A 13,529-nucleotide genomic window follows, 5' to 3' on the forward strand; every position below is an offset into this window, starting at 1 on the left:
CCGTTCCGTGGGCAATCTGCTGGAAATTTACGCTCATCACAGATTTGTGACTTTGCGACGCAACATGAATGTTGCGGCGCACAATCAATTGTGGCACAACACTTTTGCCCCGGGCCAATCCGGACGGGGTGAGCCCATAGCTCAAACCCTGAGGATGGAGAGACCCCAATGACCACCGAAACCAACCCCGTGCTCGACAGCGTCAAGCAAGCCTTCGCCCCCGTCACCGAGGCGTTCACCAAGCTCCAGAACATGGAAGTTCCGGAAGCCGCCCGTGAGTTCGTGAAGAAGCAGGCCGAGACCGCCAAGACCCGCGCTGCCGATGCCTATGCCGGCTCCGAGAAGCTGACCGCCGCGATCGAGTCCGCTGTTGCCGGTTCGGTGACCGAGACCGCCAAGATCAGCCGCAACATCCAGCAGGCGATCTACCAGGACGCCGAGGCGTTCTTCTCGGGCATCGACAAGCTCGCGTCCGCCAAGTCGTTCAGCGAAGCCGCCCAGATCCAGTCGGAGCTGGTCCGTGCACGCGGCGAAGTGCTCGTCTCGCGCGCCAAGGCCACCTCTGAGTATCTCGGCAAGCTCGTCGCCGACGGTGCCAAGAACGCCCAGGACAACTTTGCCAAGGTCTACGGCAAGACCGCCTGATCGCGTTGATCCGACCAACTGCCCAATTCGAAGGCCCGCTTAGGCGGGCCTTCTTTTTGTGGCCTGCTGCCCCACATCAGGGGTGCCTGCCCCTCATGGTGAGGAGGCGCTTCAGCGCCATCTCGAACCACGAGGCCACGATCCGGGCCTCATCCTTCGAGACGCGGCGAAGGCGCCGCTCCTTGAGGATGAGGGTTTGTCCTCGAAAGCCTTCATGACCCTTCCCGCCACCTTCATCGCAACGCCTGCCGACGTCGAACGCGCGGCGGAGCTTCGTCGGGTGAAGTGGCTGGCGACCGGCCTGCTGGCCGCGACCTTTGCGGTCTTCATCGCGGCCAGGACGCTGCTGCCGGTGCATCCCGTGTTCGGCTTCATCGCAGCCTTTGCCGAAGCCGCGACCATCGGCGGGCTCGCCGACTGGTACGCCGTCGTCGCGCTGTTCAAGCGGCCGCTGGGCCTGCCGATCCCGCACACGGCGATCATCCAGAGCAACCAGCAGCGCATCGCCGAAAAGCTCGGCGAATTCATCGAGCAGAATTTTCTGGAATCCGGCCCGGTCGAGGCCAAGCTGCGCCAGATCGATTTCGGCACCTTCATCGCGGACTGGCTGCGCGACCGCAAACGCGCGGAGGATCTCGCGCGCTTCGTGCTGCGGCTGTTGCCGGAGGCCTTCTCGGCAACGGAGACGTCGGGACTGATGCAGTTCATCACCCGCCGCGTCACCACGCAGCTGCTCTCGATCGACCTGGCGCCGCTTGCGGCCGGCGCGCTGCGCGGCTTCGTCCAGGAGGGCAAGCACGAGGGCCTGCTCGACGACATCCTGCGCGTCATGCATCGCACGCTGACGCAGGAAGAGACCATGGCCGTAATCCGCGACAAGGTGCGCGCGGAGATGCCGACGCTGTTGAAGCTCTATCGCGCCGATCGTTTTGTGGTGAACCGCATCATCGCGTCTGCCACGAAATTCTTCGAGGAGGTGCAGGGCGATCCCAACCATCCGTTCCGCGGCGAGTTCGATCGCATGCTGCTGTCGTTCGTCGAGCGGCTCGGCAGCGACAAGGCGTTTGCCGAACGCATCGACGGCCTGAAGCGCGACCTGATCGCGCGGCCGGAGGTCGCCAATCTCGGCCGCACCATCTGGGCCAACGCAAAGGACTTCATCGAACGCAGCGCCACGGGCGAGTCGCAGGTGTTGATGCAGCAGCTGTCGCGGATGTTCGTCGAGGCGGGCGAGGCGATCGCGGGAGATGCCGAGTTGCGCGGCGAGATCAACCGCGGCCTGGTCGCGATCCTGCGCACCGTGGTCGCCGAGCAGAAGAGCGGCGTCTCGACGTTCATCGCCGATCAGATGAAGGCCTGGGACATGGAGCAGTTGCTACAGCTGCTCGAGATCAATGTCGGCAAGGACCTGCAATACATCCGCTTCAACGGCTCGCTGATCGGTGGGCTTGCCGGGCTCGCACTTTACACGCTGGAATATGCGCTGCGGCTGCTGTGACCGATAAAGCACGACTATGATCTTACCTGTGACAAGTAAGACTTTTGCGGGTTGCAATAAACAAAACGGTTCCCTAGCTTTTTACGACAGATTGTTGCGCTGCGGAACGATTCCACATCGCTGGCGTCGATCTGGTTGACCCGATCTTGGGTTGGATATGGCCGGCTGCCGCGACGTCAGGGGCCGGTCAGAACAGGAGCTGGAATGTCCGTAGCTGCGCAGACCCTTGCCCCGCCCTCCAGGACGCTGATGTTTCTGGAAGGTCGCGCGATCCACGAACTCGGTGCCTTCCTTGGCGCACTGCCGCTGTTGAGCCTCGCCCCGCGTGGCGATGGCCACCCGGTGCTGGTGCTGCCGGGTCTGGTCGCCTCCGACATGTCGACGCGCCCGCTGCGCAGTTTCCTGAGAAGCAAGGGCTATGTCGTCAGCGGCTGGCGGCAGGGGCGCAATCTCGGTCTGCGTCACGGTGTGCAGAACGCCATGGTCGATCTGCTGCAGGAATTGAACGACACCCATGGCCGCAAGGTCTCCCTCGTCGGCTGGAGCCTCGGCGGCCTCTATGCGCGCCAGCTCGCCAAGATGATGCCGGAGCGCGTGCGCCAGGTGATCACGCTCGGCAGTCCGTTTGCCGCCGGTCCCAAGGCGACCAACGCCTGGCGCGTCTACGAGATGGCCAGCGGCCGTCGCGCCGACGAAGAGGATGCCCGGTTCGGCGGCTCGCTCGCCGGCGCGCCGCCGGTGCCGACCACCGCGATCTTCAGCCGCACCGACGGCATCTGCGCCTGGCAGGGCTGTCGCGAGCAGACCTCCTCGATGTCCGAGAGCATCGAAGTCGAGAGCAGCCATTGCGGCATGGGCCATCACCCCGCCGCGGTCTACGCAGTCGCCGATCGCCTCGCACAGAAGGAAGGCGAGTGGTCCCCCTTCGACCGCGGCGGCTGGCGCAGCATCGTGTATCCGGATCCGAATCGCTGAGGCGCGACGCTCTTCCTTCACCTCTCCCCGCCCTTCTGCGGGGAGAGGTCGAAATTCGCGCAGCGAGTTTCGGGTGAGGGGCGTGGCAGGCTACGACCTCAAGCTCGCAGTTTGCCGAATGGTCGCTCGCGGAGTCGGAGCGGCCTCTCGTATGGCGTGGCCGTGCATGGCCCCTCACCCGGATCGCCCGAGGGCGATCCGACCTCTCCCCGTGAAGAACGGGGAGAGGTGAAGTAAGACCGCCCGCATTGTCGCCATCCGACAAATCGCGGTATGCCTTGACGCATGCCGCAGCCGCTTGACCGGATCATCGACCAATTGAAGCGCGAGCCGTCGCGCACGGGATCGATCGTGATCACCGTGTTCGGCGACGCCATCGTGCCGCGCGGCGGCTCGGTGTGGCTCGGCACGCTGCTGGAATTCTTTGCCTCCCTCGACATCGACGGCAATGTGGTGCGCACCGCGATGTCGCGCCTTGCCGCCGACGGCTGGCTCGAGCGCAGCAAGGTCGGCCGCAACAGCTTCTATCGGCTGAACGCCAAGGGCCGTCACACCTTCGATACCGCGACGAAGCACATCTACGATCCGCCGCCGTCGGACTGGACCGGCCGCTTCGAGCTCTTGCTGATCGGCAATGCCGACGATCGCGATGCCGCGCGCGAGGCCCTGAAGAATGCCGGCTTCGGCAGTCCGCTGCCCGGCGTGTTCGTCGCGCCGTCGGGCGCGCCGATTCCCGATGAGGCTGCGGGCGCGATCAGGCTTGAAGTCTCCGCGGAGGATGACAGCGGCCGGCGCCTGCTCAGCGAGAGCTGGCCGCTCGATCGCACCGCGGATGCCTATCTGAAATTCATGAAGACGTTCGAGCCGCTGCGCGGCTGGATCGGCCGCGGCCAGGATCTCAGCGAGGCCGACGCCTTCACCGCGCGCATTCTCCTGATCCACTATTATCGCCGCGTGGTGCTGCGCGATCCGCTGCTGCCGGCGCAGCTGCTGCCGAAGGATTGGCCGGGAAGGGCGGCGCGGCAGCTCTGCGGCGAAATCTATCGCGGGCTGCTTTCGCCGTCGGAACAATGGCTTGATGCTCACGCCACCAACGAGGACGGGCCGCTGCCGAAGCCCAACGGCGCCGTGGCGCGGCGCTTCGAGGGTGTCTGATATGTTACAAAAACAACTTGCAAAGTGGAATTTATGTAATATATTTCGCCTCAACAACAACCGGGGAGGTCGGCCATGTACACTCAGGCGCTCAACAGTTCCGACGGCGACGATCGCGGGATCGAGGATGCCGCACGCGCGGCCGCATTTCAGGCACGCATCGATGACGACGAGCGCATCGAGCCGAACGACTGGATGCCCGCGGCGTACCGCAAGACGCTGACGCGGCAGATTTCCCAGCATGCCCATTCCGAAATCGTCGGCATGCTGCCCGAGGGCAACTGGATCACGCGTGCGCCGTCGCTGCGCCGCAAGGCCGCGCTGCTCGCCAAGGTGCAGGACGAGTGCGGCCATGGGCTCTATCTCTACGCCGCCGCCGAGACGCTCGGCACCTCGCGCGAAGAGCTCGTCGACCTCATGCTCTCAGGCAAGGCAAAATATTCCTCGATCTTCAACTATCCGACGCTGACCTGGGCCGACATCGGCACCATCGGCTGGCTGGTCGACGGCGCTGCGATCATGAACCAGATCCCGCTATGCCGCTGCTCCTACGGTCCCTATGCGCGCGCGATGATCCGCGTCTGCAAGGAAGAGTCGTTCCACCAGCGCCAGGGCTTTGAGATCATGGTGACGCTGTGCCGCGGCACCGAGGAGCAGAAGGCGATGGCGCAGGATGCGCTGAATCGCTGGTGGTGGCCGGTGCTGATGATGTTCGGCCCGCCGGACAAGGTCAGCCAGCACTCGGACACCTCGACCAAGTGGAAGATCAAGCGCTTCTCCAATGACGAGCTGCGCCAGAAATTCGTCGACGCGACCGTGCCGCAGGCGCAGTTCCTGGGGCTGACGATCCCCGATCCCGGCATGACGCAGAACGAAAGCGGCAATTGGGTCTACAGCGAGATCGACTGGGCCGAGTTCAATCAGGTGCTGGCCGGCAACGGCCCGTGCAACCGCGAACGTCTCGCCGCGCGCCGCAAGGCGCATGACGACGGCGCCTGGGTGCGCGAGGCGGCGGCCGCCTATGCCGAGAAGCGCAAGGCGCGCCTGCTCGCGCAGGCCGCAGAGTAAGGAGCGCATCATGCCCACGCCGAATACGCCGCTCTGGGAAGTCTTCATCCGCAGCCGCAACGGCCTCGCGCACAAGCATGTCGGCTCGCTGCACGCATCCGACGCGACGCTGGCGCTGCAGGCCGCCCGCGACATCTACACCCGCCGCGGCGAGGGCCTTTCGATCTGGGTGGTGCCGTCGAACGCGATCACCGCGTCCGACCCGTCCGAGAAGGGCATGATGTTCGAGCCGGCGGAATCGAAGATCTACCGGCATCCGACGTTTTACGACGTGCCTGATGAAGTTGGGCATATGTAAACCCTCATGGTGAGGTCTGGACGATGCTGTGCATCGCCAGGCGAACCATGAGGCCCCCGCAGTTTCCGCGGCCCATCCTTCGAGACGCGCCTTCGGCGCTCCTCAGGATGAAGGCAGAGCAAGTGGATGCAGGTGAATTAGCAAAATGACCGCTGCCAACATCAAAGTCTCCGAGACCCCGCTGGTGCTGTACGCACTGCGCCGTGCCGACGATGCACTGATCCTCGGCCACCGCCTGTCCGAATGGTGCGGCCATGCGCCTGCGATGGAAGAGGACATGGCGCTCGCCAATATGGGCCTCGATCTGCTCGGCCAGGCGCGCGAGCTCTACGCCTATGCCGCCAAGGTCGAAGGCCGTGACAATGACGAGGACAAGTTCGCGTATCTTCGCGACGTCCGCCAGTATCGCAATCTCCTGCTGCTGGAGCAGCCGAACGGCGATTTCGCCCGCACCATGGTGCGGCAGTTCTTCTATGCGGCGTTCGCCGATCTCTACTGGCGCGCGATGATGAAGTCATCGGACCCGACGCTCGCTGCAATCGCGGCGAAGTCGGAGAAGGAAAGCGCCTATCATATCCGCCATTCGTCGGAATGGATCGTCCGCCTCGGCGACGGCACCGAAGAGAGCCATCGCCGCGCGCAGCTCGCGATCGACGATCTCTGGGCCTATACCGGCGAGATGTTCGCCGTCGACGACAGCGAGCGCGGCCTGATCGACGCGGGCATTGCGATCGATCCGGGGACGCTGAAAGCGCAATGGCAGAAGACCATGACAAGCGTGGTCAACGAGGCGACGCTGGCGCTGCCGAAGAGCGACTGGATGCAGCAGGGTGGCCGCAGCGGCCGGCACAGCGAGCATCTCGGCCATCTCCTCAGCGAATTGCAGTCGCTGCAGCGGACCTTCCCGGGGGCGACATGGTAACGGCTGATATCAGCGACGCCGATCTGCGCCGGCGCGCCTGGAGCGCCGCCGCCGAGGTGGTCGACCCCGAGATCCCCGTGCTGACGATCGCTGATCTCGGCGTGCTGCGCGATGTCGTGGTCAGCGATGGCCATGTCGAGATCGCGATCACGCCGACCTATTCCGGCTGCCCCGCCATGAATATGATCGCGCTCGAGATCGAGCTGGCGCTGGAGCGCGCCGGCATTCGCGATCCGAAGGTTCGCACCGTGCTGTCGCCGGCCTGGACCACCGACTGGATGAGCGAGGACGGCCGCCGCAAGCTGAAAGAGTACGGCATCGCGCCGCCGCTGCCGGGCTCCGCGCGCCGCGCGTTGTTCGGCGAGCAAGAGGTCGCGTGCCCGCAGTGCGGCTCCGTCGACACCGAGCTGCTGTCCGAATTCGGCTCGACCTCCTGCAAGGCGCTGTGGCGTTGCAGGAGCTGCCGTGAACCCTTCGATTACTTCAAGTGTCATTGACCATGTCGACACCTCGATTCCACCGTTTGTCTGTCAGCGATCTGCGCCGCGAGGCGCCGGATGCGGTTTCCATGACCTTTGCGATCCCCGGCGATCTCGCTTGCGATTACAGTTTTACGCCGGGCCAGTATCTGACCTTGCGCACCACGATGGACGGCGAGGAAGTCCGTCGCTCCTATTCGATCTGCTCCGGCCCCGATGACGGCGAGCTCCGCATCGCCGTGAAGAAGGTCGACGGCGGCGCGTTCTCGAGCTGGGCGGCGGACGAGCTGAAGGCCGGCGACGAGCTCGACGTGATGACGCCGACCGGCCGCTTCGGCATCGCGCATGCGCCGGATCAGGCGCGGCTCTATGTCGGCTTTGCCGCCGGCAGCGGCATCACGCCGATCCTGTCGATCGTCAAGGGCGTGCTGGCGCGCGAGCCCAACAGCCGCTTCTTCCTGTTCTATGGCAACCGCTTCACGGAGGGCATGCTGTTCCTTGAAGAGCTGGAAGAATTGAAGGACCGCTTCATGCAGCGGCTTTCGCTCTTCCACGTCATCTCCGGCGAGGAGCAGGACATTCCGATCCTGCACGGAAGGCTCGACGGCGAGAAGGTGCGCGTGCTGCTGCGCTCGCTGGTGCCGGCGGCCAGCGTCGATCACGTCTTCATCTGCGGCCCGACCGGGATGAGCGAGACCATCGAGGCGACCTGCCGCGAGATCGGCATCGCCGACGAGCGCATCCATGTCGAGCGTTTCGTTTCCGAATTTGGCGGCAAGCCGCGGCCGAAGACGGTCGTGCCTGCCGGCGCGCCGCCGAAGGCTGTGGCCGCGCTGATCATCGACGGCAAGCGCCGCGAGGTGCCGGTCGCCGACGGCGAGTCGATCCTCGATGCCGCCTTGCGCGCCGGGATGGACCTGCCGTTCGCCTGCAAGGGCGGCATGTGCTCGACCTGCCGCGCCAAGCTGGTCGAGGGCGAGGCGCCGATGGAGCTGAACTATTCGCTGGAGCCGTGGGAGCTGAAGGCGGGATTTGTGCTGACCTGCCAGGCCAAGCCGTGCTCGGACAAGGTCGTGGTCGATTACGACCACGTCTGAACTTTGGGCGCGTTGACACCAAACGTGTCGCGCTGAAACTATCGAAGCCAAGAGGCGCGTTGCAATGCGCCCGGTGACAGGGAGTTCGATGTGAACGTCAAGGCTACGCTCTCGCCCGAGGATATGGCGCGCGCTTGCGCGGATGCGATGTGGGCGGAGGACGACGCCAGCAAGGGCCTCGGCATGGAGATCGTCGAGGTCAAGCCGGGGCAGGCGGTGATGGCGATGACCGTGCAGCCGCACATGGTCAACGGCCAGCGCATCTGCCATGGCGGCTACATCTTCACGCTCGCCGATTCCGCCTTCGCCTTTGCCTGCAACAGCCACAACGAGCGCGTGGTGGCAGCCCAGGGCAACATCACCTTCATTCGCCCGGGCAAGCTCGGCGACCGGCTGGTCGCGACCGCGCGCGAGATCTCGCGCAGCGGCCGCTCCGGCATCTATGACGTGCGCGTCGCGGTGGACGACACCGTGATCGCCGAGTTCCGCGGCCATTCGCGCGCTATCGGCGGCACGTGGCTGCCCGACACCGACATCAAGAGCTGAGAGGATCACGCGATGGCGACGGCAAGGTTGAAAGAGAGCGGCTATCGCGCAGAGCTCGACGATGCCGAGCGCGCCTCGCGCGACGAGATCATGGCGCTGCAGACCAAACGTCTGGCGTGGTCGCTGAAGCACGCCTACGACAATGTCGCGCACTACAAGACATCGTTCGACAAGGCCGGCGTGCATCCGTCCGATTTCAGGCAGCTGTCTGATCTCGCGAAATTCCCGTTCACGGTGAAGACGGATCTGCGCGACAATTATCCCTTCAACATGTTCGCGGTGCCACGTGAACAGCTGGTGCGCGTGCATGCGTCTTCGGGCACGACGGGCAAGCCGATCGTGGTCGGCTACACCAGGGGCGATATCGACACCTGGGCGAACGTGATGGCGCGCTCGATCCGCGCCGCCGGCGGGCGCACCGGCATGCTGATGCACAATGCCTATGGCTACGGCCTGTTCACCGGCGGCTTAGGAGCGCACTACGGCGCGGAAAAACTCGGCTGCACGGTAGTGCCGGTCTCCGGCGGCATGACCGAGCGGCAGGTGCAGCTGATCAACGACTTCAAGCCCGACATCATCACGGTGACGCCGAGCTACATGCTGGCGATCCTCGACGAATTCAAGAAGCAGGGCCTCGATCCCCGAAAGTCGTCGCTGAAATTCGGCATCTTCGGCGCCGAGCCATGGACCAACGCGATGCGCGTCGAGATCGAGCAGGCCTTCGACATGGATGCCACCGACATCTATGGCCTGTCGGAGGTGATCGGCCCCGGCGTCGCGCAGGAATGCGTGGAGACCAAGGACGGCCTGCACATCTGGGAGGATCATTTCTACCCCGAGGTGATCGATCCTGAAACCGGCAAGGTGCTGCCGGACGGCGAGAAGGGCGAGCTGGTCTTCACCTCGCTGACCAAGGAAGGCTTTCCGATCATCCGTTACCGTACCCGCGACCTGACGCGGCTGCTGCCGGGCACTGCGCGGCCGGGCATGCGACGCATGGAGAAGGTGACCGGCCGCTCCGACGACATGATCATCCTGCGCGGCGTCAACGTGTTCCCGACCCAGATCGAGGAGGCGCTGCTCGCGACCGACTGGTGCGGCGGCCATTTCATCATCGAGCTCACGCGGGAAGGCCGCATGGACGAGATGACCGTGCTGGCTGAGGCGCGCCCCGAAGCGTGGGACGGCAACGGTCTCGTCGTCCACGCCGACAAGGTTGTCGCCTTTATCAAGAACACGATCGGCATCTCCGCCATCGTCAAAGCCGTCGCCCCCGAGACCCTAGAACGCTCGCTCGGCAAGGCAAAACGTGTTTACGACAAGCGGCCGAAAGGGTAACTCCTGCTTCCAACAGAAGCAGGACTGCCCGAATGCCCGTCGTCCCCAAGCCTGACGCTCGTCCCATCTCGGTCGAAGCGCGTTGCGTCCGTCTGCTGGCAAAGGCGGAGAATGCGGATGCGTTGGCGCCGGTGGTCGAGACGCACACGCTGTCCCGCGGCGACAACGACCTGCTGATCGAGGTGAAGGCCGCCGCCGTCAATCCGTCCGATGTGAAGGCCGGTACCGGGCTGATGCCCTATGCCGTGTTCCCGCGCACCTCCGGCCGCGACTACGCCGGCGTCGTGATCGACGGTCCCGCGGGCTGGATCGGGCGCGAGGTGTTCGGCTCCTCCGGCGATCTCGGCATCCGCCGCGACGGCACCCATGCCAGCCATCTCGTGGTCGAGGCCGATGCGGTGGTCGAGAAGCCCGGCAGCATTTCCTGGGAGGAGGCGGCCGGGATCGGCGTGCCCTTCGTCACCGCGATGGAGGGCCTGCGACGCGCCGGGCTGCCGAAGAGCGGCGAGACAGTTCTTGTCATGGGCGTCAACGGCAAGGTCGGTCAGGCCGCGGTGCAGATCGCGACCTGGCACGGTGCGCGCGCGATCGGCGTGGTGCGAAAGAGCGAGGCCTATGAGGGCCACACCAATTCACCGGTCGAGGTGATCGACGCTTCTGCAAACGATGTCGCGACGCGCGTGCGCGAGCTGACCGGCGGCAAGGGCGCGGACCTCGTCTACAACACCGTCGGCGATCCCTATTTCCAGGCCGCGCACAAATCGCTGGCGCTGCGGGGACGGCAGATCCTGATCGCCGCGGTCGATCGCATCGTGCAGTTCAACATCCTCGAATTCTACCGCGGGCAGCACACCTATGTCGGGATCGATACGCTGGCACTATCCTCGGTCGCAACCGGTGAGGTGCTGCGCGAGCTTGCGCCCGGCTTTGCGAGCGGGCATCTAAAACCGTTTCCGATCAAGCCGAGTGCGGTGTACCCGCTCGAGCAGGCTAAGACCGCCTTCGTCGCTGTCGCCGGCTCGTCCCGCGATCGCGTGATCCTGCGCCCATGATCAACCGTCATTGCGAGCGAAGCGAAGCAATCCATCGCGCCGCAAACGGAGGTATGGATTGCTTCGTCGCTTCGCTCCTCGCAATGACGGAATAAGCCGAGAGACTCAGCATGGACTCGACCACAACAGTCATCCTCGCCGCCCTGGTCATCGGCCTGATCTACGGCTCGGTCGGGCTGCTCAGCGGCTTCTGCATGATGAGCAGCCTGCGCGGCTGGTGGGCCGAGGGCGACGGACGGCTGGTGCGCGCCTACGCGCTGGCGATGGGCGTCGGCATCGCGGCCTCGCAAATTCTCGCCGCGGCCGGCCTCGTCGATCTCGGCAAGTCGATCTATCTGCAGCCGTCGTTCTCGGCGCCCGTGATGTTCCTCGGCGGCCTCCTGTTCGGCTACGGCATGGTGCTGTCGAACGGCTGCGGCTCGCGCGCGCTGGTGCTGCTCGGGCGCGGCAATTTGCGCTCCTTCGTGGTCGTGATCGTACTCGGCATCTTCGCCGAGATGACGCTGAAGGGCCTGATCGCGCCGGCGCGGATCGCGATGGTGCAGGCCTCGCAGGCGACCGTCGCCACCAACTCGTTGCCGGGGCTGCTCGCAGGCCTCGGCGCGGTGCCGTCGCGGATGGTGGCAGCGTCAATGCTCGCCGCCGTCCTGATCATCTTTGCTTTCGCGCATGGGCCGTTCCGCAAATCGCCCGGCCAGATCGCCGCCGGCCTGATCGTCGGCCTGCTGGTTGCCGCCGGCTGGTACGCGACCGGCTATCTCGGCGCCGATGATTTCAATCCGGTGCCGGTGACGTCGCTGACCTTCATCGCGCCGATCGCGGACGCGCTGCAATACATCATGCTCTCGACGGGCTCGACGCTGAATTTCGGCATCGTCACCGTGTTCGCGGTGTTCGCCGGCAGTCTCGTCACGGCGCTCGCCACCGGCCGCTTCCATCTGGAAGGCTACCAGTCGCCGGCCCATATGCTGCGCTCGGCCGGTGGCGCCGCGCTGATGGGCACGGGCGGCGTGATGGCGTTCGGCTGTTCGGTCGGGCAGGGGCTGACGGGACTGTCGACGCTGTCGCTGTCGTCCTTCATCGCAATCGCCGGCATCGTGCTCGGCACCGGTGCCGGCCTGCGCGGCGCGCTGCGGGTCAGGCCACTCGCTGCCACCTAGTCCGCAGCCCTCGTCACGATCCTGATCTCCGACGTCAGCGTGCGATGCACCGGGCACTTGTCGGCGATTTCCATCAGCCGCTTGCGCTGCTCGGTGTCGAGCGCGCCCTCGATCCTGATGACGCGGTCGATCTGGTCGAGCATGCCCTCGCGCGTCTCGCACTCCTCGCAATCCTCGGCGTGGATCTTCTTGTGGGCCAGCGTCACCGTGATGCGGTCGAGCGGCAGCGCCTTGCGGTCGGCATACATCCGCATCGTCATCGAGGTGCAGGCGCCGAGCCCGGTGAGCAGGAAATCGTAGGGACCCGGACCGGTATCCGTGCCGCCGGCGCTCGCTGGTTCGTCGGCCAGCAGGCGGTGCGGGCCTGTGGTGACGATCTGCTGGAATTTGCTGTTGCGGGTCTCCTGCACCACGACATTGCGCGGTGCAGCCTCGAGCGCGGGCTGCGGGGCCGTGGCGATGTCGACATAGCGGGTCGCCCAGGCGGCGATCATGTCGGCGACATAGGCGGCGTCCTGCTTGCCGCTGAGCAGATGATCGGCGCCCGAGAGCGAGACGAAGCTCTTCGGATGTTTGGCCGCCACGAAGATGTGCGTGGCATTGTCGATGCCAACCGTGTCGTCGGTCGGCGAATGCATCACCAGCAGCGCCTTGTGCATCGTCCTGATCTTCTCGGTCAGGCCTTGCTCGGCGACGTCGTCGAGGAATTCGCGCCTGATGCGGAAGGGGCGCCCGGCGAGCGAGACCTCGACTTCGCCCTCCCGGCGGATGTCCTCGACCTTGTCCTTGAACAGCTGTGTCACATGATTGGGATCGGAGGGTGCTGCGATGGTCACCACCGCTTTGGCTTCCGGAATCGCGCCGGCGGCGGCGAGAATGGCGGCGCCGCCGAGGCTGTGGCCGATCAGGATCGCCGGCGCCTGACGCGTTTCGCGCAAGTGGTCGGCGGCGCGAACGAGATCGGCGACATTCGATGAAAATGTCGCATTGGCGAAATCGCCTTCGCTGGAGCCGAGCCCGGTGAAGTCGAAGCGCAGCACGGCGATGCCCTCAGCCGCGAGCGCGACCGCGATGCGCCTGGCCGCGAGCACATCCTTGCCGCAGGTGAAGCAATGCGCGAACAGCGCGTAGGCGCGGATTGGACCATCGGGTGTGTCGAGCGCGGCGGCGAGCTGATGACCTTCGGAACTCGTGAACTGAAAACGTTCATGCGACATGGCGCTTCTCCCTCTTGCCCACCTGATCTCGCGGTTGTCAGCGCAACCCCATGGCGCGCATTCGCACGCTCTGATAAGG

At 65.2% G+C, this 13,529-nt stretch carries 14 protein-coding genes; 13 read left to right on the forward strand and 1 reads right to left on the reverse strand.

From position 1 onward, the window contains the following. Nucleotides 1–168: 168 nt before the first annotated feature. From JQ604_RS36435 to JQ604_RS36495, 13 genes are all read left to right on the forward strand, one after another. A complete protein-coding gene (locus JQ604_RS36435) occupies nucleotides 169–645 on the forward strand; it encodes a phasin (protein ID WP_212365565.1) in 477 nt (158 codons plus the stop codon). A gap of 214 nt (nucleotides 646–859) precedes the next feature. Then, nucleotides 860–2,143 carry a DUF445 domain-containing protein gene (locus JQ604_RS36440; RefSeq protein WP_212365566.1) on the forward strand — a complete coding sequence of 428 codons (1,284 nt, stop codon included), beginning with the start codon at nucleotides 860–862 and terminating at the stop codon, nucleotides 2,141–2,143. A gap of 204 nt (nucleotides 2,144–2,347) precedes the next feature. After that, nucleotides 2,348–3,118, forward strand: a complete 771-nt coding sequence (locus JQ604_RS36445) for an esterase/lipase family protein (protein ID WP_212365567.1) — start codon at nucleotides 2,348–2,350, stop codon at nucleotides 3,116–3,118. A gap of 285 nt (nucleotides 3,119–3,403) precedes the next feature. Next, on the forward strand, nucleotides 3,404–4,273 hold the full coding sequence (gene paaX / locus JQ604_RS36450; RefSeq protein ID WP_212365568.1) for a phenylacetic acid degradation operon negative regulatory protein PaaX: 870 nt from the start codon (nucleotides 3,404–3,406) through the stop codon (nucleotides 4,271–4,273). A 75-nt stretch (nucleotides 4,274–4,348) separates the two neighbouring features. After that, the gene (gene paaA, locus JQ604_RS36455) at nucleotides 4,349–5,341 is read left to right on the forward strand and encodes a 1,2-phenylacetyl-CoA epoxidase subunit PaaA (RefSeq protein WP_212365569.1); all 993 of its coding nucleotides are present in this window, start codon (nucleotides 4,349–4,351) and stop codon (nucleotides 5,339–5,341) included. A gap of 10 nt (nucleotides 5,342–5,351) precedes the next feature. Further along, nucleotides 5,352–5,639 carry a 1,2-phenylacetyl-CoA epoxidase subunit PaaB gene (paaB, locus tag JQ604_RS36460; RefSeq protein ID WP_212365570.1) on the forward strand — a complete coding sequence of 96 codons (288 nt, stop codon included), beginning with the start codon at nucleotides 5,352–5,354 and terminating at the stop codon, nucleotides 5,637–5,639. A gap of 145 nt (nucleotides 5,640–5,784) precedes the next feature. Beyond that, entirely contained in the window at nucleotides 5,785–6,561 is a 777-nt protein-coding gene (gene paaC, locus JQ604_RS36465) for a 1,2-phenylacetyl-CoA epoxidase subunit PaaC (protein WP_212365571.1), read from the forward strand. Next, the gene (gene paaD / locus JQ604_RS36470; RefSeq protein ID WP_212365572.1) at nucleotides 6,555–7,058 is read left to right on the forward strand and encodes a 1,2-phenylacetyl-CoA epoxidase subunit PaaD; all 504 of its coding nucleotides are present in this window, start codon (nucleotides 6,555–6,557) and stop codon (nucleotides 7,056–7,058) included. The genes paaC and paaD overlap by 7 nt, the downstream gene beginning before the upstream one ends. Before the next feature lie 2 nt (nucleotides 7,059–7,060). After that, a complete protein-coding gene (paaE, locus tag JQ604_RS36475; protein WP_212365573.1) occupies nucleotides 7,061–8,137 on the forward strand; it encodes a 1,2-phenylacetyl-CoA epoxidase subunit PaaE in 1,077 nt (358 codons plus the stop codon). Between the two features lie 90 nt (nucleotides 8,138–8,227). Next, nucleotides 8,228–8,683: a hydroxyphenylacetyl-CoA thioesterase PaaI gene (gene paaI / locus JQ604_RS36480; RefSeq protein ID WP_212365574.1), complete on the forward strand. Its 456-nt coding sequence runs from the start codon at nucleotides 8,228–8,230 to the stop codon at nucleotides 8,681–8,683. A gap of 12 nt (nucleotides 8,684–8,695) precedes the next feature. Next, entirely contained in the window at nucleotides 8,696–10,021 is a 1,326-nt protein-coding gene (gene paaK / locus JQ604_RS36485; protein WP_212365575.1) for a phenylacetate--CoA ligase PaaK, read from the forward strand. Between the two features lie 32 nt (nucleotides 10,022–10,053). Beyond that, complete coding sequence (locus tag JQ604_RS36490) at nucleotides 10,054–11,073, forward strand: quinone oxidoreductase family protein (RefSeq protein ID WP_212365576.1); 1,020 nt, start codon at nucleotides 10,054–10,056, stop codon at nucleotides 11,071–11,073. Nucleotides 11,074–11,183: 110 nt separating this feature from the next. Then, entirely contained in the window at nucleotides 11,184–12,233 is a 1,050-nt protein-coding gene (locus JQ604_RS36495) for a YeeE/YedE family protein (RefSeq protein WP_212365577.1), read from the forward strand. Here the strand turns inward: JQ604_RS36495 and JQ604_RS36500 are convergent. Beyond that, a complete protein-coding gene (locus tag JQ604_RS36500) occupies nucleotides 12,230–13,450 on the reverse strand; it encodes a bifunctional alpha/beta hydrolase/OsmC family protein (RefSeq protein ID WP_212365578.1) in 1,221 nt (406 codons plus the stop codon). The two genes, JQ604_RS36495 and JQ604_RS36500, sit on opposite strands and share 4 nt — an antisense overlap. Between the last annotated feature and the right edge of the window lie 79 nt (nucleotides 13,451–13,529).

The organism is Bradyrhizobium jicamae, assembly GCF_018130695.1.
GTDB classification, from domain to species: Bacteria; Pseudomonadota; Alphaproteobacteria; order Rhizobiales; family Xanthobacteraceae; genus Bradyrhizobium; species Bradyrhizobium jicamae_B.

What these genes read in the sequence shown, in the direction of transcription:
- JQ604_RS36440 (WP_212365566.1), top strand. Translation starts at nt 860, where the DNA reads ATGACCCTTCCCGCCACCTTCATCGCAACGCCTGCCGACGTCGAACGC.
- JQ604_RS36495 (WP_212365577.1), top strand. Translation starts at nt 11,184, where the DNA reads ATGGACTCGACCACAACAGTCATCCTCGCCGCCCTGGTCATCGGCCTG.
- paaD (WP_212365572.1), top strand. Translation starts at nt 6,555, where the DNA reads ATGGTAACGGCTGATATCAGCGACGCCGATCTGCGCCGGCGCGCCTGG.
- JQ604_RS36500 (WP_212365578.1), bottom strand. Translation starts at nt 13,450, where the DNA reads ATGTCGCATGAACGTTTTCAGTTCACGAGTTCCGAAGGTCATCAGCTC.
- paaK (WP_212365575.1), top strand. Translation starts at nt 8,696, where the DNA reads ATGGCGACGGCAAGGTTGAAAGAGAGCGGCTATCGCGCAGAGCTCGAC.
- paaB (WP_212365570.1), top strand. Translation starts at nt 5,352, where the DNA reads ATGCCCACGCCGAATACGCCGCTCTGGGAAGTCTTCATCCGCAGCCGC.
- JQ604_RS36490 (WP_212365576.1), top strand. Translation starts at nt 10,054, where the DNA reads ATGCCCGTCGTCCCCAAGCCTGACGCTCGTCCCATCTCGGTCGAAGCG.
- paaE (WP_212365573.1), top strand. Translation starts at nt 7,061, where the DNA reads ATGTCGACACCTCGATTCCACCGTTTGTCTGTCAGCGATCTGCGCCGC.
- JQ604_RS36435 (WP_212365565.1), top strand. Translation starts at nt 169, where the DNA reads ATGACCACCGAAACCAACCCCGTGCTCGACAGCGTCAAGCAAGCCTTC.
- paaX (WP_212365568.1), top strand. Translation starts at nt 3,404, where the DNA reads ATGCCGCAGCCGCTTGACCGGATCATCGACCAATTGAAGCGCGAGCCG.
- paaC (WP_212365571.1), top strand. Translation starts at nt 5,785, where the DNA reads ATGACCGCTGCCAACATCAAAGTCTCCGAGACCCCGCTGGTGCTGTAC.
- paaA (WP_212365569.1), top strand. Translation starts at nt 4,349, where the DNA reads ATGTACACTCAGGCGCTCAACAGTTCCGACGGCGACGATCGCGGGATC.
- JQ604_RS36445 (WP_212365567.1), top strand. Translation starts at nt 2,348, where the DNA reads ATGTCCGTAGCTGCGCAGACCCTTGCCCCGCCCTCCAGGACGCTGATG.